The organism is Archangium primigenium (assembly GCF_016904885.1).
Taxonomy (GTDB): domain Bacteria; phylum Myxococcota; class Myxococcia; order Myxococcales; family Myxococcaceae; genus Cystobacter; species Cystobacter primigenius.
Genome location: NZ_JADWYI010000001.1, coordinates 2,164,347 through 2,188,259 on the forward strand (window position 1 = coordinate 2,164,347; position 23,913 = coordinate 2,188,259).

The 23,913-nt window shown below is 72.1% G+C and carries 21 protein-coding genes; 10 read left to right on the forward strand and 11 right to left on the reverse strand.

Annotation, left to right across the window (positions count from 1 at the left end; genetic code table 11):
• The first annotated feature begins 55 nt into the window (after positions 1–55).
• The 4 genes from I3V78_RS09180 (at position 56) to I3V78_RS09195 (ending at position 4,021) form a co-directional block, all read left to right on the forward strand.
• On the forward strand, positions 56–1,153 hold the full coding sequence (locus I3V78_RS09180) for a Kelch repeat-containing protein (protein ID WP_204486103.1): 1,098 nt from the start codon (positions 56–58) through the stop codon (positions 1,151–1,153).
• Positions 1,154–1,245: 92 nt separating this feature from the next.
• Positions 1,246–2,103: a KPN_02809 family neutral zinc metallopeptidase gene (ypfJ, locus tag I3V78_RS09185; RefSeq protein ID WP_204486105.1), complete on the forward strand. Its 858-nt coding sequence runs from the start codon at positions 1,246–1,248 to the stop codon at positions 2,101–2,103.
• Positions 2,104–2,145: 42 nt separating this feature from the next.
• A complete protein-coding gene (locus tag I3V78_RS09190) occupies positions 2,146–2,529 on the forward strand; it encodes a VOC family protein (protein ID WP_204486107.1) in 384 nt (127 codons plus the stop codon).
• Positions 2,530–2,707: 178 nt separating this feature from the next.
• A complete protein-coding gene (locus I3V78_RS09195) occupies positions 2,708–4,021 on the forward strand; it encodes a glycosyl hydrolase family 28-related protein (RefSeq protein WP_204486109.1) in 1,314 nt (437 codons plus the stop codon).
• Between the two features lie 14 nt (positions 4,022–4,035).
• Here I3V78_RS09195 and I3V78_RS09200 read toward each other — a convergent pair whose 3' ends face one another.
• Both I3V78_RS09200 and I3V78_RS09205 read right to left on the reverse strand, forming a co-directional pair.
• On the reverse strand, positions 4,036–5,748 hold the full coding sequence (locus I3V78_RS09200) for a serine/threonine-protein kinase (RefSeq protein ID WP_204486111.1): 1,713 nt from the start codon (positions 5,746–5,748) through the stop codon (positions 4,036–4,038).
• Between the two features lie 113 nt (positions 5,749–5,861).
• On the reverse strand, positions 5,862–7,208 hold the full coding sequence (locus I3V78_RS09205; RefSeq protein WP_204486113.1) for an FAD-dependent oxidoreductase: 1,347 nt from the start codon (positions 7,206–7,208) through the stop codon (positions 5,862–5,864).
• Positions 7,209–7,422: 214 nt separating this feature from the next.
• On the opposite strand from I3V78_RS09205, the gene I3V78_RS09210 reads away from it, so the two are divergent.
• Positions 7,423–9,198, forward strand: a complete 1,776-nt coding sequence (locus tag I3V78_RS09210) for a DUF4215 domain-containing protein (RefSeq protein WP_204486116.1) — start codon at positions 7,423–7,425, stop codon at positions 9,196–9,198.
• 87 nt (positions 9,199–9,285) lie between these two features.
• Positions 9,286–11,376: an aminodeoxychorismate synthase component I gene (gene pabB, locus I3V78_RS09215; RefSeq protein ID WP_204486118.1), complete on the forward strand. Its 2,091-nt coding sequence runs from the start codon at positions 9,286–9,288 to the stop codon at positions 11,374–11,376.
• On the opposite strand, the gene I3V78_RS09220 is transcribed toward pabB, so the two are convergent.
• Positions 11,342–11,842 carry a MarR family winged helix-turn-helix transcriptional regulator gene (locus I3V78_RS09220; RefSeq protein WP_204486120.1) on the reverse strand — a complete coding sequence of 167 codons (501 nt, stop codon included), beginning with the start codon at positions 11,840–11,842 and terminating at the stop codon, positions 11,342–11,344. The two genes, pabB and I3V78_RS09220, sit on opposite strands and share 35 nt — an antisense overlap.
• Positions 11,843–12,172: 330 nt before the next feature.
• Positions 12,173–12,997: a metallophosphoesterase family protein gene (locus I3V78_RS09225; RefSeq protein WP_204486122.1), complete on the reverse strand. Its 825-nt coding sequence runs from the start codon at positions 12,995–12,997 to the stop codon at positions 12,173–12,175.
• A 154-nt stretch (positions 12,998–13,151) separates the two neighbouring features.
• Between I3V78_RS09225 and I3V78_RS09230 the strand changes: the two genes are divergently transcribed.
• Both I3V78_RS09230 and I3V78_RS09235 read left to right on the forward strand, forming a co-directional pair.
• The gene (locus tag I3V78_RS09230; protein ID WP_204486124.1) at positions 13,152–16,367 is read left to right on the forward strand and encodes an AAA family ATPase; all 3,216 of its coding nucleotides are present in this window, start codon (positions 13,152–13,154) and stop codon (positions 16,365–16,367) included.
• Between the two features lie 143 nt (positions 16,368–16,510).
• Positions 16,511–16,729: an MbtH family protein gene (locus I3V78_RS09235; RefSeq protein WP_204486131.1), complete on the forward strand. Its 219-nt coding sequence runs from the start codon at positions 16,511–16,513 to the stop codon at positions 16,727–16,729.
• A gap of 28 nt (positions 16,730–16,757) precedes the next feature.
• Here the strand turns inward: I3V78_RS09235 and I3V78_RS09240 are convergent, their stop codons facing one another.
• Entirely contained in the window at positions 16,758–17,129 is a 372-nt protein-coding gene (locus I3V78_RS09240) for a response regulator (protein ID WP_204486133.1), read from the reverse strand.
• Positions 17,130–17,254: 125 nt separating this feature from the next.
• On the opposite strand from I3V78_RS09240, the gene I3V78_RS09245 reads away from it, so the two are divergent.
• Positions 17,255–17,626 carry a helix-turn-helix transcriptional regulator gene (locus I3V78_RS09245; RefSeq protein WP_204486136.1) on the forward strand — a complete coding sequence of 124 codons (372 nt, stop codon included), beginning with the start codon at positions 17,255–17,257 and terminating at the stop codon, positions 17,624–17,626.
• Between the two features lie 14 nt (positions 17,627–17,640).
• On the opposite strand, the gene I3V78_RS09250 is transcribed toward I3V78_RS09245, so the two are convergent.
• A complete protein-coding gene (locus tag I3V78_RS09250) occupies positions 17,641–18,825 on the reverse strand; it encodes a DUF790 family protein (protein WP_204486138.1) in 1,185 nt (394 codons plus the stop codon).
• Complete coding sequence (locus I3V78_RS09255) at positions 18,819–20,204, reverse strand: DEAD/DEAH box helicase family protein (protein WP_204486141.1); 1,386 nt, start codon at positions 20,202–20,204, stop codon at positions 18,819–18,821. The genes I3V78_RS09250 and I3V78_RS09255 overlap by 7 nt, the downstream gene beginning before the upstream one ends.
• A 204-nt stretch (positions 20,205–20,408) precedes the next feature.
• On the opposite strand from I3V78_RS09255, the gene I3V78_RS09260 reads away from it, so the two are divergent.
• Positions 20,409–20,816, forward strand: coding sequence for a response regulator (locus I3V78_RS09260; protein ID WP_204486143.1), 408 nt, complete (start codon positions 20,409–20,411; stop codon positions 20,814–20,816).
• Between the two features lie 302 nt (positions 20,817–21,118).
• On the opposite strand, the gene I3V78_RS09265 is transcribed toward I3V78_RS09260, so the two are convergent.
• The 4 genes from I3V78_RS09265 to I3V78_RS09280 form a co-directional block, all read right to left on the reverse strand.
• Positions 21,119–22,087, reverse strand: coding sequence for an alpha/beta fold hydrolase (locus I3V78_RS09265; protein WP_204486145.1), 969 nt, complete (start codon positions 22,085–22,087; stop codon positions 21,119–21,121).
• 12 nt (positions 22,088–22,099) lie between these two features.
• A complete protein-coding gene (locus I3V78_RS09270; RefSeq protein WP_204486147.1) occupies positions 22,100–22,390 on the reverse strand; it encodes a YkgJ family cysteine cluster protein in 291 nt (96 codons plus the stop codon).
• Positions 22,391–22,409: 19 nt separating this feature from the next.
• Complete coding sequence (locus I3V78_RS09275) at positions 22,410–23,399, reverse strand: GNAT family N-acetyltransferase (RefSeq protein ID WP_204486149.1); 990 nt, start codon at positions 23,397–23,399, stop codon at positions 22,410–22,412.
• A 118-nt stretch (positions 23,400–23,517) separates the two neighbouring features.
• On the reverse strand, positions 23,518–23,907 hold the full coding sequence (locus I3V78_RS09280) for a cytochrome C oxidase subunit IV family protein (protein ID WP_239576363.1): 390 nt from the start codon (positions 23,905–23,907) through the stop codon (positions 23,518–23,520).
• Positions 23,908–23,913: the final 6 nt, after the last annotated feature.

The following is a 23,913-nucleotide window of genomic DNA, read 5'->3' on the forward strand; positions in this document are numbered from 1 at the left end:
ACCGGGGCCGCTGTCCTTTGTGTGACGCGCGCGGGGATTGGAGAATGATGGCGCCATGTCTTCCTCCCTTCCTGTCGTTGGAAAGGTTCCCCACGCGTCGCTGTGGCTCGAGGGGTTTGGTCTGGTGCCGGTCGCGGGCGGCGCGCTCCTGGTGGGGGGCAATGCCTGGTTTCCGGACGGCATCGGCGCCACCTGTCGGCCTTCCGACACCGTGCTGTTCTGGGAGCTGGCGACCCGCCAGTGGCATCCCCTGCCACCTCTGCCCCAGCCGAGGTTGGGTCATGCCACGGTGGCCCTGCCGGACGGGCGGGTGCGGGTGCTGGGCGGCAAGACGCCCGAGGCGCACGAATCGCGCACCACGCTGGTGTGGGAGCCCGGAAGCCGCCGCTTCCAGGAGGGGCCGCCCCTGCTCGCGGCGCGCTCGGGCCCCATCGCCGCGGGCTTCGCGGACGGGGCGGTGCTGGTGCTCGGGACGGACTTCGACGAGGACTTCGAGCGGGGCACGCGGGCGGAGTTCCTCGGACCCGAGGCGGAGGCCTGGGCGCCCGCGGGACAGACGGCGCGCCTCTTCCACCCCGGTCCGGTGTGCGTGAGTGGGTCGCGCGCGCTCATCGCCGGCGGGCGCGACAACGGCTTCGGGTTCGCCATCGTCGAGGGCGTCCACTATGCGCCGCCGTTGGACCAGATGACCGAGGTCTGGGACCGGGAGCGCCGGGTCTGGCGGCAGGCCCTTCCCCTGACGGAGTCTCGAGACGGGGCCCTGGGCGTCACCCTGTCGGATGGGCGCGTCCTGGTCGTGGGGGGCTGGCGCCAGGGTCACGTGCTGGCCTCCGCCGAGGTGTGGGACCCCCGCACGGAGGCGTGGAGCGCCACGGGGAGCCTCGCGACGCCCCGCTCGGGTTTCGCGCTGACGGCGCTTCCCGGGGGGCGGGCGTTGGTCTCCGGCGGGCTCACCGAGACCTCGGACACGGGCACCCCCACGGTGGAGATCTGGGACCCCCTCCAGGGGACGTGGGCTCCGGGCACGCCCCTGCGCATCGAGCGGGCGGGACAGCAACTGGTGGAGGTGGACCCCGGGCGGTTCCTGGTCGTGGGCTGCACCCGGACCCCCGACGGGGGCTTGGAAACGACCTGGGAACTCTGGGAGGCGTGAAGGGAGCGGCCAGCCAGGCCCTCGCTGGGAGTGCCGTGCGTGCAGGGGCGCCCTACCTTCCGGGGACGCAACGGACGCGGGAGGCAGGGCGCATGAACTGGCGGGACGGCCGACGCAGCTCGAATGTGGAGGATCGGCGGGGGCAGGGCGTGGGACGGCCCCTGGCCATGGGCGGCGGGGTGCTCACCCTGGTGGCCGCCGTGGTGGTGTACCTGCTCGGGGGCGACCCCGGCGTGGTGCTTTCCGGAGACCCCTCGGGCGCGCCGACCCAGGTGGGCACGGGCGGCTCGGGCGGGCAGGGGGACCCGGCGCAGGAGGAACTCAAGGAGTTCGTCTCCGTGGTGCTCGCGGACACCGAGGACACCTGGCCCGCGCTGCTGTCCGCCGAGGGCGTGCGGTACGTGCAGCCCCGGCTCGTCCTCTTCTCCGAGGCCGTGCAGTCGGCCTGTGGCTTCCAGGAGAGCGCGGTGGGCCCCTTCTACTGTCCGGGAGACCAGCGCGTGTACCTGGACCTGGGCTTCTTCCGGCAGTTGGAGCAGCAGCTCGACGCGCCCGGGGACTTCGCCCGGGCCTACGTGGTGGCGCACGAGGTGGGTCACCACGTGCAGAACCTGCTCGGCATCTCCGCGCGGGTCCACGAAGCGCGCGGCTCGCGGCGGGACGCCAACGCGCTGTCCGTCCGTCAGGAGTTGCAGGCGGACTGCTTCGCCGGCATCTGGGCCCACCATGCCCAGAAGCAGCGGCACGTGCTGGAGCCGGGGGACGTGGAGAAGGGGTTGAACGCGGCCTCGGCCATTGGCGACGACACGCTGCAGCGCCGCGCGGGAGGCCACGTGGTGCCCGAGTCCTTCACCCATGGTTCGTCCGAGCAGCGGGTCGCCTGGTTCCGGCGGGGCCTGGAGCAGGGCACGCTCGAGGCCTGCGACACGTTCCGCGCGGGAGCGCCGTGACGCCCCTTTCCCGCCGGGCGCCAGGTGGCGGAGGATGGCGCCATGCGCATCGAACACGTGGCGCTCTGGACGCGGGACATCGAGCGGCTTCGCTCCTTCTATGAGACGTACTTCCGGGCCAGCGCCGGGCCCCGGTACGTCAATGAGCGCAAGCGCTTCACGTCGTACTTCCTGAGCTTCGAGTCGGGGGCGCGGCTGGAGATCATGTCCCGGCCCGACGTGGAGGCGCCCGTCGCGGACGCGCCGCCCGTGGGCTATGCCCACCTCGCGGTCTCGTTGGGCTCGCGCGAGGCGGTGGATGCGATGGCGGAGCGCTTCCGGCGCGAGGGTCATCCCGTGGTGGACGGCCCTCGCCAGACGGGGGACGGGTACTACGAGTGTGTGGTGCTCGACCCCGAGGGCAACCGCATCGAAGTCACCGTGTGAGGGCTCCCTAAAGACAGACGCCGCCCGGGCCCTGTTCACTTGTGCGCCCGGGTCGGGTGTCCGACGGCGCGGCGTGTTGAGTCATGTCCGCTTGGGCGCCGGGGCCATTTGTCTCGTGTGCCTTCCCCGCTAGCGTGGCGCGCCACGCGGTTGGGGGAGTGGCCCGAGGAGGATGCCCATGATGATGCGCGAGAGGCTGGCGTTGAGTGTCCTGGTGCTGACCGTGGGAAGCACGGCCTGTCGGGACTCCGAGGTCTCCCCACAGGGGTCGTCCGCGCCGCCCGCCCCGCCCACCCGGGGCGCCAAGGTGGCCTGGGTGGAGTACCAGGCCGAGGCGGGCCAGACGAACGCGCGGCGGGAGGCCACCGCCATCGAGGCCGAGGCCGTGGGCCGTGAGGCGGTCCGGCTGGAGAAGGTGGGGGACTTCGTGGCCTTCACCGCCACCAAGGCCGCCAATTCCATCGTCGTGCGTCTGTCCATTCCCGACGCGCCGACGGGGGGAGGCCTCGACGCCACCCTGGGCCTCTACGTGAAGGGCCAGCGCGTCCAGACGCTCCCGGTGACCTCGCGCTACTCCTGGGTGTACCAGGGCGCGGGCCTCGACCCGTCCGACGACCCGGCCCGGGGCGAGCCGCATGCCTTCTTCGACGAGGTGCGCGCCCGGGTGGACGGCTTTCCCGCGGGCACGGAGGTGAAGCTCCAGAAGGATGACGAGGACACCGCGGCGTTCTACGTGATCGACCTCGTCGACCTGGAGCTGGTCGCGCCGCCCCTGTCGAAGCCGGCGGACCTCCTCTCCATCACCGACCACGGCGCGACGCCGGACGATGGCGGGGATGATGGGGAGGCCATCCAGCGGGCCCTCGACGCGGCGGTGGCGGAGGGGTGGGCGGGCGTCTGGATTCCGCCGGGCACGTTCCGCGTCGACGCGGAGCGGTTGTCGCTCCAGGGCCTCCAGGTGCGAGGCGCGGGCATGTGGTACTCCCGCCTCCAGGGCAGGCGGAGCACGCTGTCCTGCCCGGGCGCGGGCGGCTGCCACTTCGCCGACTTCTCGCTCCTCGGCGAGGGGTCGCTCCCCGACGCCCACGCGCCCGCCCATGGGTTTCACGGGGAGCTGGGCGAGGACACGGTCATCGAGAACGTCTGGGTCGAGCACGTGGAGGCGGGCATCTGGTCCGGCGCCGAGGGCTCCGCGCACCCGACGGATGGCCTGGTCGTCAAGGGCTCGCGCTTTCGCAACCTCACCGGGCAGGGCATCCACCTCGCCCACGGCACGCGCAACTCGGTGGTGGAGCACTCGCACTTCCGCAACACGGGGGCCGACGCGCTGGTCATCGGCGCCGAGGGCGTGGCGGGAGAGGCCGCCGGCCATGACAACGTCTTGCGCCACAACAGCGTGCAGATGTCCTGGCGGGGCAGCTGCTTCGCCCTCCTCGGCGGCTCCGGCAACACGCTCGAGGACAGTACCTGCGAGGGCGACACGGGCGGTTAGGCCCGCGGGGGGGCTCAGCGCTTGCCCGGGACGTGGGCCGCCGGCTCCTGCTCCGGCGCTTCCTCCGGCGCCTCCAGGCTCCCCGTGGAGATCAGCACCCCCGTGGGCTCCTCGCTGGTGGCGAACACCGGGCCTTCCGGACGCGTCTCGTGGTCGCGGTCTCCGGAGGTGGGCGCCAGGCGCCGCAGCGCCATGGCCTCCTGGACCAGGCGCGCCAGCTCCTCCTGGCCCTGGGGGTAGGGGGCCGCCGCTCCCGTCAGCTCGCACAGCCGCTCGCGCAGCCGCAGGCCCCGGGGCGTGCGCTCCGACACCCGCCACTCCAACAGGCCCATGATGGCGGCATCCAGCTGGGGGGGAATCTCCGGACGGTAGGTGGAGGGCGGCAGGAGGAAGGCGGGCGGACTGCTGCGCAGGGTGTCCGAGGCATCCTCTCCATGGAAGACGCGCCGGCCGGTGAGGGCTTCGTGCAGCGTGAGGCCGAGCGCGAAGAGGTCCGCCCGGCCATCGAAGGGCTCGCCCCGGGCCTGCTCTGGCGCCATGTAGCCGAGCTTGCCGCGCACGCGGTCCGCCTGGGTGAGGCGCACGTGGATGGCCGCCCGGGCCACGCCGAAGTCCCCGAGCTTCACCTCGCCGATGCGCGACAGCAGGATGTTGGGGGGATTGACGTCGCGGTGCACGAGGTTGAGCGGGGTGCCATCGCTCGCGGTGCGCCGGTGCACGTAGTCGAGCGCCTGGCCCATCTCCGCCCCGATGAGCGCCACCGCCGCCGGGGGCAGCCGGCCGTGCACCTTGATGAGCTCGCGCAGCGACACCCCCTCGATGTGCTCCAGGGCCATGAAGTAGGTGTCCTCGAAGCGGCCCACGTCGAGCACCTGGACGATGTTGGGGTGGTTGAGCAGCGACACCAGCTCCGCCTCGCGCCGGAACAGCGTCACGAAGTCCTCGTCCTCGGCGTACGCCGGGAGGATGCGCTTGATGGCCACCACCTTCTCGAAGCCGCCCTCGGGGCTGTACGTGGCGCGGAACACCTCGGCCATGCCGCCCACGCCCAGCCGCTCGTGCAGGAAGTACTTGCCGAGCAAGTCCTTGGCGCGCACCGCCCGGAGCGCCTCCTCCGCCTTGCTCGTGAGGTGGCTGGCCACGAGCGCCGCCATCCACCCGGTGATGAAGTAGTAGCCGGCGCGCTGCACCATGAGGGTGGGGGTGAACATGAGCGGCAGGGGTCCACTCATGCGCGGCAGGGCCACGAAGAAGTAGAGCGCCAGCATCTCCGCGGCCACCAGGCCCCCCGCGAAGAGCGCCAGCTTGAGGTTGGAGCGCAGGGCCGCGAGCACGATGATGGCGCTCCACAGCACGGCCGAGGGGTTGGACAGGGCCTGCTCGGCGTCCGCGAAGACGATGTCGAAGAGGAACAGCCCGCCGACGGCGGTGTTCTCCAGGCACACGTTGAACCAGGCCAGCGCCGGGTGGAACCAGCCGCGCTTGAGCCGCCGGTACATCCACCCGTAGTAGGCGGAGTAGGCGCCGCACATGGCCATCACGGACAGCGCCCGGGGCCAGCCCAGCACCGGGGCGAGCCCCAGCGCCGACATGAAGAAGAGGAAGCACACCCCGCTGTTGAACCGGGCCACGGAGGTCTCCCGGGCGGCGGCGTCCGCCCGGAGGTGCTCGGCGAGCAGCTGGCTGCCGAGCGGTGCGACATTACCTGGACGGTCGGTGGGAGCCATGGCTCCCCCATTCTCTTGCAGGCCGTGGCCCAAGGCGAGTTCCCTCCCCCGAGGCCACTTTTCGAGTGGTCCACCCGCGGCCCGCCACTCGTGCGGGAAGGGGGGGCCGTCCCTCAGTTCCGGGGCGCGCTGGCCGGGAGCACCCGGGACGCCGCGCCCAGCAGGCCGTTCATGGCCTTGAGGGCCTGGTGGACCGCGCCGCGGGCGAACCGGCTGCCCTCCATCATCTGCTTGAGGGTGGCGTGCGACTCGCTCACGGCCTTGAAGGCGTACGGGAGCATCTCGGTCTCGTACGCCTGCAGGGCGGCGATCACCGACTTCTCCCCCTCGCTCACGCCGATGAGCCGCTGGGCGAGCAGGAGCGCGTCGCGCAGGGTGATGGTGGCCCCGTGCTCGCGCGGAGGCACCATGCCGTGGACGGCATCCCCGAGCAGGGTCACGGGCCGCGTGCCCCAGTGGGCGTGGGGCACGGCGGTGCGCAGGGGATTGAGGCCGAGGTGGGACGGGGGCGTGCGTTCGATCATCCGGCGCAGGGCGGGGTGCCACGTGCGCGCCGTCTCGAACGCGATCTGCTTGAGCACGCCCACGTCCACCCGCTCCCCGTCTCCGGCGCGCGCGAAGTGCGCGGTCGGGGCGATCAACCCCCAGGCGACGTGATCCGGCGGCAGGTCCGCGCCGGGGCCGGGCGCCGCGCACGCGTGGGCGGCACCGGCGCGGAACTCCTGGCGGCTGAGCACCAGCATGGCGCTCGCCTTGTCCAAGACGAGCACCTGGGACTCGAGCCCCACGGCCTCGATCTCCCGGCGCGTGTCCGGGGTGAGCAGCATCCGGCCGGTGAGCTCCCGGTAGCCGGTGTCGAGCTGCTCGGCGTGCTGGGGCAGCAACTGGCGCCGCACCCGGGACGTCGTGCCATCGGCTCCCACGAGCACGTCCGCCACCACCGAGGTGCCATCCGCGAAGTGCACGCGCACCTCGCCCGTGTCCCGCTCCTCGTAGCGCTCGAACACCTTGCCATGGTGCACGGCGTCCTCGAGCCCGGCGCTCAGCAGCCGGTGCAGGGTGAGCCGATCGATGGAGTAGCTCGACTCACGCTTGCCGGAGATCGCGGCGGTGGACAACAGGAGCGTCTCCAGCCGCTCGCTCACCGTCCGGGACGGCTTCCACTCCTGCAAGGAGGCGCGCAGCCAGCCGAGGTGATCCGCGGGCAGGGTCTGCTCCAGGGCATGAAGGCTGGGCGGATGCAGGGGCACCCGGTAGCCCTGATGACGCAGGCCAGAGGCGGTGTCTTGCTCATACACCGCGACGCTCACACCCGCCTTGCGCAATCCCTGGGCGAGCGTCAGCCCCCCGATTCCCGCGCCGATGATCACCACTCGGGGCGGCTTGCCCTGGCGCGTGGGTCCGGACGCTTCCTGGATGGAGTTTCCTCGGAATGGACACCGCTGTTCTTGTGGACTCATGTCTCCCCCTGAGCGAGTCGTGGGTTCACCCACTTGTTTCTCATCTTCGCGCGTCTTGGCGAGATTCTCACCTCGCTGAGCAACTGAGCAGGCGAGGTCGATGAAACTGTTTTCTTTTGGTGAGGGTGGAAGGGAATACGGGAGGGGGTCTGGAGAGGTACACTTCGCCGTGACTCATCCCCCATCCCCCTCCCTCCTTCTGCTCGAGCCATCCATGGTGAATCCCCCAACCCGCTCGCGGCTCGCGAGCCTGCTGATTGCTTCCCTCCTGTTGTCGGTCGCGGCCTGTGGTGGCGGCGACGGACCCTCGATTCCCTCCAAACCCGACGCGGGACTCGATTCGGAAAAGACCGACGGTGGCGGGTCCACCTCGCCCGACGCGGGGCCCCTGGGCCGCTGTGGCGACGGCATCAAGCAGGGCAACGAGGCCTGTGACGACGGCAACACGGTGAGCGGCGATGGCTGCTCGGCCAACTGTTCGCAGGTCGAGCGCGGCTATGTGTGCGAGGCGCCGGGCAAGGCGTGCGCGCCGACGAACATCTGTGGCAACGGCAAGGTCGAGGGCACGGAGCAGTGCGACGACCGCAACACGGAGTCGGGCGACGGCTGCTCGTCCTCCTGCGTCACGGAGGCCGGCTGGACCTGCGTGTCGACGGGTGGCCGGTGCGTGGCGACCCTGTGCGGTGACGGCATCGTCGCCGGTGACGAGGAGTGCGAGGACGGCAACGCCACGTCGGGCGACGGCTGCAGCGCCACCTGCCGCCTCGAGGATGGCTTCAAGTGCCCCGTGGTGGGCGCGAAGTGCCAGCCCACCTACTGCGGTGACCGGCAGGTCGAGGGCACCGAGGAGTGCGACGACGGCAACAACAACATGGGCGATGGCTGCTCGCCCCTGTGCAAGCGCGAGCCCGAGTGCGGCATCGACGGCAAGTGCACGTCCAAGTGCGGCGACGGCGTGATCCTCCCGGGCGACACGACCGAGGAGTGCGATGACGGCAACACGCGCGCCAACGATGGCTGCTCGCCCACCTGCAAGAAGGAAGAGGGCTTCGTGTGCGAGCTCATCGAGAGCACGCCGCCGGACTCGGTGGCCATCCCCTTCGTGTTCCGTGACTTCCGGGGCAACGACCTGCCCGCCGATGGCGCCCTGCCCAAGGGCCACGTCGACTTCGAGAACAAGAACGTCGCCGAGCAGGGCATCGTGAAGTACGACCTGGGGACGGATGGCAAGCCCGTGTACAGCAAGGCCGCGGGCGCGGGTGGCACCCAGTCCACCAACAGCAAGGAGTCGTTCGACCAGTGGTACCGCGACACGGTCAACGTCAACAAGACGGTGGTCAAGACGCTCTCGTTGGGCCGCGATGGCAGCACGGGCACGTACGTCTACAACAACAGCAACTTCTTCCCCCTCGACAACGACGGCTGGGTGGCGGCCGGCAAGGAGCCGCTGCGCAACGACGGCAACGGCGTCAAGCGCAACTTCAACTTCACGAGCGAGACGCGCTACTGGTTCGAGTACAAGGGCAAGGAGAAGCTGTCCTTCACGGGCGATGACGACGTGTGGGTGTTCATCAACCGCAAGCTCGCCATGGACCTGGGCGGCGTGCACGGCCCGTCCTCGGGCACCGTGGACCTGACCAGCACCGCCAAGGCGACCGAGCTGGGCCTCAAGGTGGGCGGCATCTACGAGGCCGTGGTGTTCCAGGCCGAGCGCCACACGAACGGCTCCAACTACCGGCTCACGCTCAGCAACTTCCTCACCAGCCGCACTGAGTGCCGCGCCACCTGCGGCAACGGCATCGTGGACCCGGGCGAGGAGTGCGATGACGGCTTCAACGACGGCGCCTACAACGGCTGCGCCCGCGGCTGCGTGCTCGGGCCCCGCTGTGGTGACCGGGTCATCCAGCGCGAGCACGGCGAGACGTGCGACGACGGCAACCGCGATCGCGGGGATGGGTGCAGCGACATCTGCAAGATCGAGCTGAACTGAGCCACGCTTCCGGCTAGGAACACGAGGCCGCTCCGGGATGTCTCCGGGGCGGCCTCTGTCGTTCGCCCCGGCGTGTGCCTGACGGTCATGAAGACGCTTCTCGTCGACAACTACGACTCCTTCACCTTCAACCTGTACCAGTTGTGCGCCGAGGTCTCCGGCACGCCGCCGCTCGTGGTGCGCAACGACGTCGACTGGGCCCACCTCCAGTCGCTCGACTTCGACCAGGTGGTGCTCTCGCCGGGCCCGGGCCGGCCCGAGCGCGCCACGGACTTCGGCGTCTGCACGCGCCTGCTCCAGCAGGCCACGTGGCCGGTGCTGGGCGTGTGTCTGGGCCACCAGGGCCTGGGCCATGTCCACGGGGCCCGGGTGGTCCACGCGCCCGAGGTGATGCACGGTCGGGCGAGCGCCATCCTCCATGACGGCATGGGGTTGTTCGCGGGGGTGCCCCAGGGCTTCTCCGCCGTGCGCTACCACTCCTTGATGGTGACGGACCTCCCCGCGTGCCTGGAGCGCACCGCCTGGACCGCCGACGGGCTCGTGATGGGCCTGCGCCACCGGGACCTGCCCCAGTGGGGTGTCCAGTTCCATCCCGAGTCCATTCGCAGCGAGCACGGCCGGCGGCTGTTCGAGAACTTCCAGGCGCTGAGCCGGGCCTTCCTCCAGACGCATCGACGGCCCGTGCGCGCGGGGCCCGCGCCGTCCCTCGCCGCGGCGCGGGAGGAGGCGCGTGCGCCCGTCGCGGCGGAGCGCTTCACCGTCCGCTTCCGACGCCTGCCGCTCTTCCCCGAGCCGGAGGCCGTCTTCCTCCACCTCTTCGGCGAGGCGCCCCGGGCCTTCTGGCTGGACAGCAGCCGGGTGGAGCCGGGCCTGTCGCGCTTCTCCTTCATGGGCGAGGCCGGGGGCCCGGAGGGCCTCGAGGTCCGCTACCACGTCCAGCCCCGGGCGTTGTGGGTGACGCGGGGGACGCACACCGAGCGCCGGGACGAGTCGCTCTTCGACTACCTGCGCCGCGAGCTCGCCCGACGCCGGGTGGTGTCCGAGGCGCTGCCCTTCGACTTCAACGGCGGCTTCGTGGGCTACCTCGGCTACGAGCTCAAGGCGGAGTGCGGGGGAGACGCGGCGCATGTGTCGCCCCTGCCGGATGCGCACCTGCTGCTGGCGGACCGGCTGCTGGCCTTCGATGCCCAGGAGCGTGTGGTGTATGGGGTGTGCCTCGCGCGAGAGGAGGACGCGGCCGGGGCGGAGGCCTGGCTGGACACGCTGGAGGCGCGGCTGCGCGCGGTGCCCCCGGCGCCGCCCCTCGCCGAGACGCCGGCCGGCCCCGCGCCCGAGGTCCAGTTCGCGCGCTCCCGCGAGCGCTACCTCGCCGACATCGCCGCCTGCCAGCGGGAGATCCGCGAGGGCGAGACTTACGAGGTGTGCCTCACCAACACCCTGCGCACCGCGCCCCCGCCGGAGCCGCTCGCCTACTACCGGCGCCTGCGCCGCGTGTCCCCGACGCCCTACGCCGCCTTCCTGCGCCTCGGGGACACCGCGCTCGCGTGCTCGTCACCCGAGCGCTTCCTGCGCATCGACCGCGCGGGGCTCGTGGAGTCCAAGCCCATCAAGGGCACCGTGGCCCGGGGCCGCGACGCGGAGGAGGACGCGCGGCTCGAGGCGGCGCTGCGCGCGAGCGAGAAGGAGCGCTCGGAGAACCTGATGATCGTGGACCTGGTGCGCAACGACCTGGGCCGCGTGTGCGAGGTGGGCAGCGTGCACGTGCCCGTGCTCATGGACGTGGAGCGCTACGCCACGGTGCACCAGTTGGTGAGCACCATCCGGGGCCGTCTGCGGCCCGAGTCGACGGCGGTGGACTGCATCCAGGCCGCTTTTCCAGGCGGCTCCATGACGGGGGCGCCGAAGAAGCGCACCCTGGCGCTGTTGGACCGGCTGGAGGGCGCGGCGCGAGGCCCCTACTCGGGCGCCATCGGCTTCTTGGGTGTCGGGGGGGGCGCGGACCTCAACATCGTCATCCGCACCGCCGTCGTGTGTCCGGAGGCCCTGTCGCTCGGCGTGGGCGGAGCGGTGGTGGCGCTCTCCCAACCCGAGGCCGAGTGGGAGGAGGTGCTGCTCAAGGCGCGCGCCCCGCTGGCGGCGCTGGCTAGAAGCCGCTGGCCTGATCCAACTCCGTGTTGAGCCGGCCTAGCAGCCGGGTGAGTTCCGTGCGATCCTGCTCGGGCCAGGCGTCGAAGATGGTCCGCAGTATCCTGAGCCGCCGGGAGCGGGCCGCGCTGAGATGCTCGGCGCCCTGGGGCGTGATGCGCAGCAGCACCGAGCGGGCATCGCTCTCGTCCGGGATGCCCTGCACCAGGCCCTGCTCCTCCATGCGGCCCAGGTGTCGGCTCGCGGTGGACTTGTCGATGCCGAAGCGGCGCGCCACGTCGCCCACGCGCGTGGGGCCTTCCTCCGCCAGCCGCATGAGCAGGGCGTAGGTCCAGCGATCCACTCCGTTCTCGTCGCGCTTGTTGCTCCACAGCGACAGCACCGAGCGCCGTACCAGCACGCTCAGCTCCCGCTCCAGCGCCGGGAGATCCTGTCCCTGAACCTGGGCCCGTGCCAGGGCCTCGGCTTGTGCCTGCTCTCCATCTGGCTGATCTGCCATGTGTCCTCGATGGTTGGACCTCGCCCTATAGCGCGAGGGCTGCGTCCGCTTTCGGGCCGCGTGCATTCAGACAACGAGCGGACTTACCTCAGCCATTACCATTCGCACGTCATGCCCCTCATGGGCCCCGTGTTCATGAGGTCGTGACGCGTCCTGACAGGGGCAAGGGGACTTCACCCGTGTGGGGAGTCGCGGGCGGGCGCCCCTTCGCGCGCCCCCTCCCGCTGGAGCGTGTCATCGCGGAGAAGACGACGTGGACGGTGCACGCGCGGGTGGGTGTCGTTTGAGGACACCGTTCTCACGCGCAGTGCGCGCCCGCCGCGGGGGCGCTCAGCGCGCGGGGCCGGGGAGGATCTCCCGCAGGCACTGGGAGATGTCCCCGCGCCAGGTCCACTGCTTGGGGTAGCCGAGCGAGACCTCCTCGAAGCGCACGCCATCGCGCCACAGCGTGGCGGGCATGTGCAGGTGGCCGGTGACGACCACCTCGGCGCGAAAGCGCGTGTGCCAGTCCTCGGTCTTCTTGGTGCCGCACCACAGCGAGAAGCGGGGGATGCGCGGCAGGCGCACGTGCTCGTAGCGCAGGGGGAAGTGGTTGATGAGCAGCGTCTTGCAGTCGGCGGGCAGCGTCGCCAGCCGGGCCAGGGTCGACTCCACGCGCGCGGCGCACCAGGCGGCGCGCGTGGGGTAGGGGTCCGGGTGGAGCACGGCCTCGTCGGTGCACAGGATGTTGGCCGCGAGCGCCCAGTCCAGCGCGCCCTGCTCGGTGACGTCGTCCGGCCGGAAGGAGTAGTCGTAGAGCAGGAAGAGCGGCACCAGCACGCGGTGGGGCCCCTCGCCGGGCCAGCGCGGGTAGGGGTCCTCCGGGGTGAGCACGCCATACGCGCGGCACTGCGCCACCCGGTCCTGGTAGAGCGCGTCCCCGCGCAGCGCGCCCGGCTCGCGCGACAGCGTCCACAGCTCGTGGTTGCCCGGAACCCACAGCACCCGCCCGAAGCGGGCCGTCAGCGTGCGCCAGGCGAAGTCCATGTCGTCGCGTGTCTCGCCCACGTCCCCGGCGACGATGAGCCAGTCGTCCGGATGGGACGCGAGCGATTCGAGCGCCCGCCGGTTGGGCTCGTAGCGGAGATGCAAATCACTGAGGGCGTAGAGCTTCATGCGGTTTCCGGGGACACCGTCCACTCTACTGGACGCCCGAGCGGGGGCGGGGTTTCTCGCGACGGGAAAGCAGCCAGCCGGGCGGCGGTGGGGGCGGGGCTTGTCGCTTTTCCTCCGTGCCGCGCCAGGGCAGCATGGGCGCCCCGTCTGGCCCATGGAGAAGCCCCTTCCCACCCCTCGCTCCTCCGCGCGCGCGAAGGAGCCCCCCGCCTTCCGGGCCCCGGCCGCCGAGCCGGTGGACCTCGTCGTGCGCTCGGTGCTGCCCGAGGACGTGCTGGCGGCGCTGGAGAGTGAGCGGTCGCTCTACCGGTGGGTGATGCTCAAGGGGGCGGTGGACGTGCGGCTGGAGGACGAGTCCATGCTCGGCCTGACGCCCCTGCCGGCGGCGGACCCGAGCTGGAGCGGCGGCCAGCTCATCGGCTTCCTCCCCGACGAGCGCCGCTTCATCGGAGAGATCGTCCACCTGGATCCCACCACGGGCCGCGTCTTCCTCTCCACGCGCTCGATGGGCCACATCCCGCCGGCCGTCACCTCGGTGGACCGCTGGGCCTTCCAGCCCTACGATTTCTCCGAGGCGCTGGTGGCCGCCTCCAAGGCCTATGACGCGCGGGGCGCGGACGTGCGCGAGGCGCTCGAGCGGGTGCGGGGCCTCATCCCGGACGACGGCACCGGACCGAGCCAGGGCCCCGAGCACCTCTGGGAGAAGCCCTGGGCGCTGCTCTGGGGGCCGCCGGGCACGGGCAAGACGGAGACGATGGCGCGGCTGCTCGCCCAGGCCGTGCGGAACAACCCCCGCGAGCGCATCCTCGCGGTGGCGCCCACCAACCGCGCCGCGGACACGCTGGCCCTGCGCGTGGCGCGCATGTTGTCCCAGGCGGGTGCCCTGCATGCCCCGGACACCACGTGCCGCGTCTTCCGGGGGGGCCTGGGCGTGGGCCAGGAGCTCACCCGGGCCTTCCCCGCGCTCCTGCACGACGCGGGCTACCAGAAGCACGCGGCGCGCATCCAGCACATGGAGGAGCGCGTGCGCGAGGAGTTCCTCGGCAACGCGTCCTCCTCGCGCATGGCGGCGGTGAAGGCGGAGCTGCGCAAGGTGCGCGATGGGCTCACGGACGAGACGCTCTTCGTGGCGCGCGAGGGCTACGCCACGCTCATGGTGCTCACCGTGCACCGGGCGCTGCGGCTCGTGTCCGAGCTGGACGGGGCCCAGCGCTTCGACCGGCTGGTGGTGGACGAGGCGGGCATGGTGTCGCGCGCGGCGGTGGGGCTGCTCGCGCCGCTCGCGCGCAAGGTGCTGCTCGGGGGAGACCCCAAGCAGATTGGTCCGGTGAGCCGGGCGCTGGAGGGCGGGGAGCGGCCGGTGCAGACGTGGATGCGCAGCTCGCCCCTGTCGCACCTGGAGGACGCGCGCGCCGCGGCGGAGTTGCCGCACGTGCTGCTCCTGCGCGCCCAGCACCGCATGCACCCGCAGATTGGCGCGGTGGTGAGCCACTTCAGCTACGCGGGCATGCTGGAGGACGGCGAGGGGCCACGCACGCGCGCGCACAAGACGGTGGACGCCTTCCCGGCGGCGCGCGCGTGCTGGGTGGTGCTGGACGAGGCCACGCGCGATGCGCGCCGGGTGTGCCACGAGCGCGGGGACTCGGGCCATGGCTACCGGCGCCCCTTCTCCGCGGAGCTGGTGATGGCGCTCGCCGCGCCCGCGCTCAAGGCGGGGCTCAAGGTGCTCGCGGTGACGCCCTACCGGGCCCAGGCGGGCCTCCTGCGCGGCATGGCCGAGGAGCGGGGCTGGAACGAGTCGCGCTTCCAGGCCTCCACCATCCACCGGCAGCAGGGCACCGAGTACGACGTGGTGGTGGTGGACACGGTGGCCGCCGGACGCCCCTTCGCGCCCAGCGAGCTCACGCCCATGCTCAACGTGGCGGCCAGTCGCGCGCGCGAGTACCTCTTCGTCCTGTCCTCGCGCGCCGAGTCCGAGGCGGCCATCCCCTCGCAGCTGCTCGAGCTGCTCACCCCGGTGGCGCCGCGCCTGGAGCCGCGCTTCTCCCTGCAGCCGCTGCTGGTGATGCCGGGCGTGCGCGCGCGCACGGCGACGCGGCCCGACGGCCTGGGCCAGGAGATCGACGTGCTGCGGGAGATGGGGCCGCTCTTCACCCAGGAGCAGGTGTCGCTCTTCGAGCGGCGCTTCGACGAGGGGCACCACCTGGTGCGCGGGGTGGCGGGCAGCGGCAAGACGTACGTGCTGGCGCACTGGGTGGCGCGCTACCTCGCCGAGCACCCCGAGGCGCGCGTGCTGGTGTCCTTCTTCAACAAGGCGCTCACGCCGCTGCTCACGCGCCTGGTGGACTCGGCCTTGCGCCAGCGCCTGGGCCGGCGCGCCTCGTTCTACCTGCACCGCGTGACGCTCATGCACATGACGGGCACGGGCGGCTACGCGAAGGAGAGCTTCGACGCCGTCTTCGTGGACGAGGCGCAGGACCTGAGCGCCGCGGAGCTCGCCCACCTGTACGGGCTCGCCCGGCCGCTCTCGCGCGAGGAGGGCACGCCGCTCAAGGCCTTCCTGCTCTTCGCGGACGACTCCCAGAACGTCTACGGCCACAGCGCCGTGGAGGCCCTGCGCCAGGAGCTGCCGGACGGCCTGGACTTCACCGGCCGCGTGCGGGTGCTGCGCGAGACGTTCCGCTCCACGCGCCAGGTGTCCGAGCTGGCCTTCAACGTGGTGTTGGATCCGCTCGGCCTGCACCGGGTGGGCAACCCGGGCATGCGCGAGTTCATGCGCGCGAGCGAGCTGCGCGAGCAGGGCCTGTTGGAGGAGCCGGTGCCGGGGGTGGATGGGCTCTTCCGGCTGCGCAGCGGCGAGCGCGAGGGGTGGAGCCCCCAGGTGCGCGCCTTCGACTCGGCCCGGGACGAGGAGGCGTGGCTCGTGCGCGAGGTGAAGCGGCTGATGCGGCACGAGGGGGTGCGGCCCTCGGACGTGCTGGTGGTGGCGCCGGTGCGGCCCGCGCGGCTGGCCGAGGCGCTGGAGCGCGAGGGGCTCAAGGCGGTGGCCTTCGGCGGCCGGGGCGGCGAGGACGTGGCCGCCTTCAGCGTGGGCGCGGTGGACTACCTCCGGGTGACGACGGCCTTCTCCTGCAAGGGCCACGAGAGCCCCGTGGTGTTCTTCTGTGGCGTGGATGCCCTGGACGACATGGCGTGGATGGAGGGCAAGGCGGGGCGGCAGGAGCGCGAGCTGGAGCGCACGCGCCGCGCCCTCTTCTACGTGGGGGCCACGCGCGCCATGGTGCGCCAGTACGTGAGCGGCCTGGGCGGCGCGCGCTTCACCCGGGTGGCCCAGGAGTACGCCCGCGCGCTCACGCGTGGCTCGCGCTGAACACGCCTTCCAACCTCTGGGGTCGGGTCGTTGGAAGCCTGGGGTTTCGCGCCGCCCGACCTAAGAGGTTGGCCAGGTCACGCGCTCCCGGCGGCGCTGGAAGGCGTTGACGCCCGCGGGGAGGGTGGGGTGGAATGCACCCCATGAGCGAGAGCGCCGACAACATCCAGTACAAGGTCGTGGTCAATCACGAGGAGCAGTACTCCATCTGGCCCGCGGACCGGGAGAACCCCCTGGGCTGGAAGGACGCGGGCAAGCAGGGCAACAAGGACGAGTGCCTCGCGTACATCAAGGAAGTGTGGACGGACATGCGCCCGCTGAGCCTGCGCCAGAAGATGGACGAGGCGGCCAAGAAGTCGTAGTCGCCGCGCGGGGCGCGGGCCTCGGGGCTCACCCGCGAGGCGCGGGCACCGCCGACAGCAGGAAGGCCCGCAGCCGCTCGGGCGGACAGGGCTTGAGCAGGATGGTGATGCCGGGCGGGACGATGTCGCGTCCGGGCAGCTGCGTGGTGTGCAGGCCGTAGCGCGTATGGGGCAGGCGCTCGCGCAGCGCGGCGATCAACGACAACCCATCCATGCCCGGCAGGATGTACGCGGCGATGACGACGGAGGGGGCCTCGTCCTCGGCCATGCGCAGGGCTTCCTCCCCGCTGGTGGCCGCGCGCTTGTGCCCGGGCACGTCGCGCAACAGCCGGCGCAGCGCGGAGAGTTGGAGGGGATCCTCGTCGACGAAGAGATAGGAGGGCGTGGTGTCCGTGGTCATCCGGAAACCCCTGCTTTCTCTATGTAACGTGACGGGTCCTCGGACGGAGATACTACCCCAGTCGTCCTGGGAAACCAACCTCCCGAGTCATATTGCCACCGATGAACCACTCGGGTCCCGGGACAATGGCAAAAAAGCTCGCAACCAGGCTGGGAGAGTGCGCACGCGCAGCCCGGCAGCGCCTCAACCTCACACAAGAAGACGTGGCGGAGCGCGTGGGCATCGCCACGGAGGTGTACGGGCGCCTGGAGCGGGGAAACATGCTTCCGAGCGTCCCCACCTTCCGCAAGCTGTGCGCGGTGCTGGCGCTGTCCGCGGACGAGGCGCTGGGCCTGGCCGCCGAGGCGGCGCCGTCCTGGACACCGCCCCCCACGCCTCCCGAGGCCAGTGAGCCTGCGGAGCTGCGCCGGCTCTTGCGCCGCGCGCGCTTGTTGGACCGCAACTCCCTGCGCGTGCTGAGCCTCGTGGCCGCGCACCTGGGACAGAAGAACGGGTAGGTCGGACGTTCGTCTCACGGGGTGAGCCTCGCGCGCAGCCGCTTCGCCGATGGAAAACCGTGGAAGAGCACCACCTGCGGGTGTGCCTCCAGTGCCTCACGCTCCGGGGTGCTCTTGGCCAGCGCCCGATCCACTCCCAACAACAAGCCTTCATCCGGCCGCGAGCGCAGCTCCTCGAGCCGACGCGCCAGGGGCCCCGCGTGCCACGCGTGGAAGAGCTCCAGCGCCACCTCGCGGCGCGTCTGGCGGTGGCGGAACGTCACGTCGGGCACGCACAAGCCGGTGGCCCCCGTGTGTCGGGGCAGTGGCAAGAGATCCAGCTCCCACTCCGCGTCATCGAAGCCCTCCGCCAGCGACGCCACCTCGGGGGGGATGTGGCCCAGCGCGGCCCCATGAGGTGACACCAGGGGATCCTTCTCGTCCAGAATCAGGGTCGCCTCGCGGCGCGCCTGGTGGAGCGGGGCGGACAGTCGCCAGTAGCGCAAGACGGGCACCACCGAGAGGAAGCTGGCCAGCTGCAGGCCGTACTTCTTCTGCAGCGAGAGCATGGCGCCCGGCCCCTCCACCTCCAGCACCCAGTCCTCGCCCTCGCGGCGCACCTCGGCGACGAGCCGGCAGAACTTGAGCCAGCGCAGCACCTTGCGCACCCGGAGCAGCTCGGGCGCGAGCGCCCGGAGCGTCAGCCGGCGCGCGTCCATCAGCGGCCCCTGGGCCAAGGCGAGGTTGTAGCGATCGATGAGCTCCGCGGGCGAGAGCGCGTCCCAGCCGAGCAGCCGCCGGTGACCTGGGAGGTCGGCATACAGGGACTCGCGCAGGGCGGGCAGGGGCTGGGCGAGGGCCTCGGCGAGCCGGGCCTCGTAGTCCTCCACGCGCGCGTCGGGAGGCAGCGCGCGCCGCACCCGCGCCGCCTGCTGGAAGAGCACCGCGCGCGCCTCGCTGGCGCCCTCGCCGGGCTCCTCGAAGCGCATCCGGTCCACGAGCAGCTTCACCAGCCCCCGGGCCACCTTGGGCCGCGTGTGGGCGCCCGCGCGCAGCCCCAGCGCCTCCTCCACCTCGTCGCGCGACTGGCCGAGGCCCGCCTCCACGCTGGCGAGCAGCTCCCTGGCGAGCGCGAGCAGGGCGGGCTCCTCGCGCTTGACGAAGGTGGGGCGCAGCTTGGCGTCCCGCGTGCGGAAGAGCAGCAGCTCGCGCGTCAGCATGGCTCCCCCGGGCCTTCCTGGTAGGCGCGGTGCTGGCGCCGCCGCTCGCTGATGGAGGCCTCGGCCGTCTGCGCCGAGCACACCTCGTACAGGAGGGCGCGCTTGCCGGGGCGCTGGCGCAGGATGCGGCCCAGGCGCTGCACGTGCTCGCGCACGCTGCCGCTGCCGCTGAGCACGATGCCCACGCGCGCCTCGGGCACGTCCACGCCCTCGTTGAGCACCCGCGAGGTGAGCAGCACCGTGAGCTCCCCGCTGGCGAACGCGGCGAGCAGCGCCTTGCGCTCGGGCACGGGCGTGTGGTGCGTGAGCGCGGGCAGCAGCAGCCGCCGCGCGAGCGTGTACACCGTCTCGTTGTCGTCGGTGAAGACGATGCTCCGGTCCTCGCGGTGCTCGAGCAGCACGCGCCAGAGCACGTCCAGCTTCGCGCTGGAGGTGAGGGCGATGCGGCGCTGCTCCCGGTAGGCGCGGTGGGCCGCGCGGCCCTCGTCCGTGCGCTGGCTCTCCGCGAGGAAGCGCGCCCAGCCCTCGGGCACGTCGAAGCGGATGCCGCGCGCGCGGATGAAGGCCAGGTAGCGCGCCCGCGCCTCGTCGTAGCGCGGCTGCTCCTCGGCGGTGAGGGGCACTTCGATCCGGCGCACCTCGTACGGGGCCAGGTAGCGCCCCTGCAACTCGCGGATGTCGGTGCGGTGCACGAGCGGCCCGAGCAGCTCCTCGCACACGCGCTCGCCCCCGTCGGTGCGCTCCAGCGTGGCGGTGAGGCCCAGCCGGTAGGGCGCCAGCGAGCCCTCGGCGATGAAGCGGTAGCTGGGCGCCGGCAGGTGGTGGCACTCGTCGCACACGAGCAGGCCGAAGTGGTTGCCGTGGAACTCGGTCTGCATCGCCGCCGAGTCGTACGTCGTCACCGTGATGGGGCGCCGGTCACTCACCCCGCCGCCCAGCATGCCCACGGGCACGCCCAGGTGGCGCGAGAGCACGCCCTGCCACTGCGTCATCAGGTCCAGCGTGGGGACGACCACCAGGGTGGGGCGCTGGATGCGCGCGATCGCCAGCACCGCGAGCAGCGTCTTGCCCGCGCCGGTGGGCAGCTCCACCAGCCCGCGTCCGCCCGCCTGACTCCAGGCCTCCAGCGCCGCCTGTTGGTGGGGGTAGGGCTCCACCGGGGCCGTGAGCGCCACCTCCAGCGGCTCGAAGCGCCGGGCCCGGTCCTCGTAGGGGGCCTCCAGCGCGCGCAGCCGCAGCACCACGTCCCGGTAGTGCCGGGCCTCCGTCCGGTACACCCCGGTGCGCGCATCCCGTTGGAACAGCCCCCGCAGGGCCCCGTCATCGGGCAGCGTGGGCGCCACGAGGGTGCCGCAATCGAAGTGGAGTTCGGTCGCCATGTCCTGGGTGGAGAGATCGGAGTAACCCGATTCTCGCACCCACGCCAGCGCATGACCTTCCACGTCTCCCCGCCCGGTCAGGAGGCCGTCCATGACACGGGACGGCGGAGGTGCGCAGGGAATGTCCGAGGTTCAAAGTCATACACCGGGTGCGGGTGCGGGGCCCTCCTCTTCGTGTCGCATTGCCCCTAGGCTGCGCCCCCCATGCGCCGCATCCTCATCCTGAGTCCTCATCGGCCCTCCCGGGAGTTGTTGTCCCGCCTGCTGGCGCAGCCGGACCTGTCCGTGGTCGCCATGGCGGACGCGGATGAACTGCTGGAGGCGCTCGCGGACGAGGAGCCCGCCCTGGTGGTGGTGGACGCGCGCCGGCCGGACGAGGACGCCCCCTTGATGTTGGGACTGCTCAAGCGGCGCTACCCGCGCCAGCCCCTCATCACCCTGGTGCCGGGCCGCCTGCGGGTCTTCGACGGCGGGGAGGAGCGGGTGCGCGAGGTCCACGACGGCTCGGCCGAGGCGCTGCACTTCCTGCTCGCGGAGCTGCAGCGCGCCACGCGGGACCTGCTCGCCCAGCACCTGCTGCGGGTGCTGCGTCCGCCCATCGGCGAGGCCTGACCCGTCTTTTCCACCGCCCTCCGGGACGGCGCCTGGAGTTTTTTCGGGACGTCCGCGCCCCCCTTCACCGCCAACCCCCTGGAATCACGGAGCCTCCCCGCGCGGCGGCGCCTGGCATGGCGCGTGCTTTGGTGTCCCCTCGCGACACGGGGGAGGGCTTTCCGGGGGAAGGGCGGCGGGGGACTGGGGGACGGGGGCTGGGGGGCCTCCTGCTCCGAGGGCCGTCCGGGGGGAGGAAAGCAGGGCGAGGGAGGGGGGCGCCTTTCGAGGGAGCCCGGCTGGTGGGGGCCAGCCGGGCTCTTTCACTTTTGGGCGGCGAAGAAGGCCAGCACCTGGGCCTCTCCCCAGAAGACGGGAGCCCAGGCGCTGCCGGACACGAAACCGACATGACCTCCCCGGGCGGTCACCACCGGGTGGACGAGGGGGTTGGCGCCCAGGTCCCGCGGGTGGGTGGCGGCCGGAATCATCGGATCATCCTCGGCGCTCAGCAGCAGGGTGGGACGCCGGATGCGGTGCAGGTGCGGGCCCGAGGAGGCCTCGGCGTAGTAGTGCGCCGCGTCGCGGAAGCCATGCAGGGGCGCGGTGACGACGTCGTCGAAGCCCCGGATGGTGTTCACGCGCATGAGCGCCTGGGCGTCGAAGGCGCCGGGAAAGCGCAAGAGCTTCTCGCGGGCCTTGGCCTTGAGGGTGCGCAGGAAGCGCTGGCGGTAGAGGCGCGCGAAGGGCCCCGGCGCGTCGAGCGCGTGGGCGCAGGCGCTCAAGTCGTAGGGCGCGCTCACGGCGGCGGCGGCGGTGATGGGCGTGGCGTCCCCCGTCTCCTCCAGCACGCGCAGCAGCACGTTGGCGCCGAGCGAGAAGCCCACCGCGTAGAGCGGACCGGTGAGCCGCTGGCGCAGGTGGAGCATGACGGAGAGCGCGTCGTGGATGTCGCCCGAGTGGTAGGAGCGCGCGAGCCGGTTGCTCTCGCCCCCACAGGAGCGGAAGTTGATGGCGGTGGCGCCCCAGCCCCGGTCGGCCGCGCCGCGCAGGATGGCGGTGATGTAGCCCGAGCGCGAGGAGCCCTCGAGCCCGTGCAGGGTCACCACGTGCGGGGCCCCCGAGGGGCCGTCGAAGGAGTCCAGGTCGACGAAGTCCCCGTCGGGCAATTCCCAGCGCTCGCGCTTGAGGGGCGGCGCGAGCGTGGGACGCACGAGCGAGGCGTAGATGGTCTGCGCGTGGGGCGAACCGAGGCCCGTCGCGGGGACGAAGGCAGGGGTGGGTTGGAAGGACACGGCCCGGGGATATCACCCGGAGCGGGCGCGCCGCATGGAGGAACACCCGCTCTCGCGCACCCGCCGCGCTTCGTCCGTCAGCTCGAAGAGCACCAGGTACTTGTGCACCCGCTCCTCGAGCGTGGGCGCGTCGATGCGCCGGCACACCTCGTCCGCCGCGTAGTCGCGGCAGACCTGGGGCCGCCGGTCATACACCGTGCACAGGTTGTCGGCGCCCAGGTGGGGGCAGCGCAGGCCCAGGGGCTTGTCGAGCGCGGCGATGTCTGGCGCCACGCAACAGGCGCCACAGCGGGTGCAGTCCATGGAGTCGGGCCACCCTAGCTCAAACCCAGAGGCCCCGCGGGACATGGAGCAGGCTGGAGGGCAGGCTGGAGGGCAGTCCGGAGGTGGGCTCCAGGGCCCGGGCCACCTCGGGCCGCAGGGGCCGCACCATGGGCAGCGCGTCCGGGCGCGCCACGCGCCGCGCGTGTGGATGCGTGGCCAGCAGGGGCTCGAGGCCGGGCTCCTCCCAGAGCACCACGCGCTCCAGGCCCGCGAGGTGGGCCTCGTGCCGGGCCGCGTCCAGCAGGGCGTGGGCCGACTCGGGCGAGCGCGCGTCGAACCACAGCACGACGAGCGTGTTGCTCTTGGCCACGAAGGACCAGACCAGGGTGTCCGTGCCCCGGGCCGCGCCGAGCGAGGGCGGCTGGGCTCGGCCGAGCTGCTCGGCGTAGATGCGCCCGCGCTCCAGGTGCCAGTCGAGCTGCTCGGGCGTGGGCCAGAAAGAGAAGGCGTCGTCGGGGGGACGCAGCCGCGCCAGCACCGGCCCGAGGCCCGAGGCCCGGGGCAGGGCCTGGACGTCCGGGGGCGGGGTGGGCGAGGGGGGGAGGTGCCAGTCCCAGGCGGGCTGGGGCAGGTAGCCCGAGCGCGCGTAGAGGCGGGGGCCCACGTCCGAGAAGAGCAGGGCGGCGTGGGCGCGGGGCCGGCGGGCGAGCTCCGCGGCGAGCAGGTCCATCAGGTGCGTGGCATGCCCCCGGCCCCGCAGGTGGGGCTCGGTGAAGACGCTGGCGATGGCGAAGCTGTCCCCCGGCTGGCGTGTCCCATCCGCGTCCCTCAGGAAGCTGCGGGTGCGGAACGTCTCGCACGAGGCGAGCACCGCGCCGTCTTCCGCGCACAAGAGCCAGGTGCGCATGTCCGCGCGGGACCAGGCGTGCGCGCGCAGCCGGTGCTCCCGGGCGGCATAGGCCTCGGGGGTGAGCAGGCTGCCCCACTCCGCGTAGGTGAGGGCATCGCGTTCGGCCTTCTGCGCGTCGGTGGCGGGCACGAGGTGCATGGGCGGCGGGCCTCCATCGTCCCGCGAAAAATGTCCCGCGAGAGAATGCCCCGCGAAAAACAAAACGCGGCGCCGGGGACGAGTCCTCGGCGCCGCGGGGAAGACGTCCGGGGACGTCTCAGTGCGTGGGGACCAGCGGCGCCGGCCCCGTCTGCCCTTCATAGGGCAGCGACTGGCCGGTGGCCACCGGCCACTGCACCGGGTGGCCGTTGGGCGCCAGCGTGGGACGGAAGCGCGTGCCGATGTCGAACAGCGTGAAGAGCAGCAGCAGCACCACGAACAGCATGGAGCAGCCGAACACGAGCCGGTTGGCTCCCTGATGCTCGGACAGGTGCATGAAGTAGAGCGCCACCAAGGTGCCCTTCACCGACGCAATCACCAGCGCCAGCGCCAGACCCCAGTCCGGCATGTGCATGCGGCCGGTCACCACCGTGACGACGGTGAGCACCATCAGGGCGATCCAGATGATGACGTAGATGCCGGGGCCCGAGTGATGCTCGTGCCGCATGTCGTG

What these genes read in the sequence shown, in the direction of transcription:
- I3V78_RS09255 (WP_204486141.1), bottom strand. Translation starts at nt 20,204, where the DNA reads ATGGCGACCGAACTCCACTTCGATTGCGGCACCCTCGTGGCGCCCACG.
- I3V78_RS09180 (WP_204486103.1), top strand. Translation starts at nt 56, where the DNA reads ATGTCTTCCTCCCTTCCTGTCGTTGGAAAGGTTCCCCACGCGTCGCTG.
- I3V78_RS09210 (WP_204486116.1), top strand. Translation starts at nt 7,423, where the DNA reads ATGGTGAATCCCCCAACCCGCTCGCGGCTCGCGAGCCTGCTGATTGCT.
- I3V78_RS09225 (WP_204486122.1), bottom strand. Translation starts at nt 12,997, where the DNA reads ATGAAGCTCTACGCCCTCAGTGATTTGCATCTCCGCTACGAGCCCAAC.
- I3V78_RS09245 (WP_204486136.1), top strand. Translation starts at nt 17,255, where the DNA reads ATGGCAAAAAAGCTCGCAACCAGGCTGGGAGAGTGCGCACGCGCAGCC.
- I3V78_RS09220 (WP_204486120.1), bottom strand. Translation starts at nt 11,842, where the DNA reads ATGGCAGATCAGCCAGATGGAGAGCAGGCACAAGCCGAGGCCCTGGCA.
- I3V78_RS09275 (WP_204486149.1), bottom strand. Translation starts at nt 23,399, where the DNA reads ATGCACCTCGTGCCCGCCACCGACGCGCAGAAGGCCGAACGCGATGCC.
- pabB (WP_204486118.1), top strand. Translation starts at nt 9,286, where the DNA reads ATGAAGACGCTTCTCGTCGACAACTACGACTCCTTCACCTTCAACCTG.
- I3V78_RS09240 (WP_204486133.1), bottom strand. Translation starts at nt 17,129, where the DNA reads ATGACCACGGACACCACGCCCTCCTATCTCTTCGTCGACGAGGATCCC.
- I3V78_RS09250 (WP_204486138.1), bottom strand. Translation starts at nt 18,825, where the DNA reads ATGCTGACGCGCGAGCTGCTGCTCTTCCGCACGCGGGACGCCAAGCTG.
- I3V78_RS09190 (WP_204486107.1), top strand. Translation starts at nt 2,146, where the DNA reads ATGCGCATCGAACACGTGGCGCTCTGGACGCGGGACATCGAGCGGCTT.
- I3V78_RS09235 (WP_204486131.1), top strand. Translation starts at nt 16,511, where the DNA reads ATGAGCGAGAGCGCCGACAACATCCAGTACAAGGTCGTGGTCAATCAC.
- I3V78_RS09230 (WP_204486124.1), top strand. Translation starts at nt 13,152, where the DNA reads ATGGAGAAGCCCCTTCCCACCCCTCGCTCCTCCGCGCGCGCGAAGGAG.
- I3V78_RS09280 (WP_239576363.1), bottom strand. Translation starts at nt 23,907, where the DNA reads ATGCGGCACGAGCATCACTCGGGCCCCGGCATCTACGTCATCATCTGG.
- I3V78_RS09205 (WP_204486113.1), bottom strand. Translation starts at nt 7,208, where the DNA reads ATGAGTCCACAAGAACAGCGGTGTCCATTCCGAGGAAACTCCATCCAG.
- ypfJ (WP_204486105.1), top strand. Translation starts at nt 1,246, where the DNA reads ATGAACTGGCGGGACGGCCGACGCAGCTCGAATGTGGAGGATCGGCGG.
- I3V78_RS09260 (WP_204486143.1), top strand. Translation starts at nt 20,409, where the DNA reads ATGCGCCGCATCCTCATCCTGAGTCCTCATCGGCCCTCCCGGGAGTTG.
- I3V78_RS09200 (WP_204486111.1), bottom strand. Translation starts at nt 5,748, where the DNA reads ATGGCTCCCACCGACCGTCCAGGTAATGTCGCACCGCTCGGCAGCCAG.
- I3V78_RS09270 (WP_204486147.1), bottom strand. Translation starts at nt 22,390, where the DNA reads ATGGACTGCACCCGCTGTGGCGCCTGTTGCGTGGCGCCAGACATCGCC.
- I3V78_RS09195 (WP_204486109.1), top strand. Translation starts at nt 2,708, where the DNA reads ATGATGATGCGCGAGAGGCTGGCGTTGAGTGTCCTGGTGCTGACCGTG.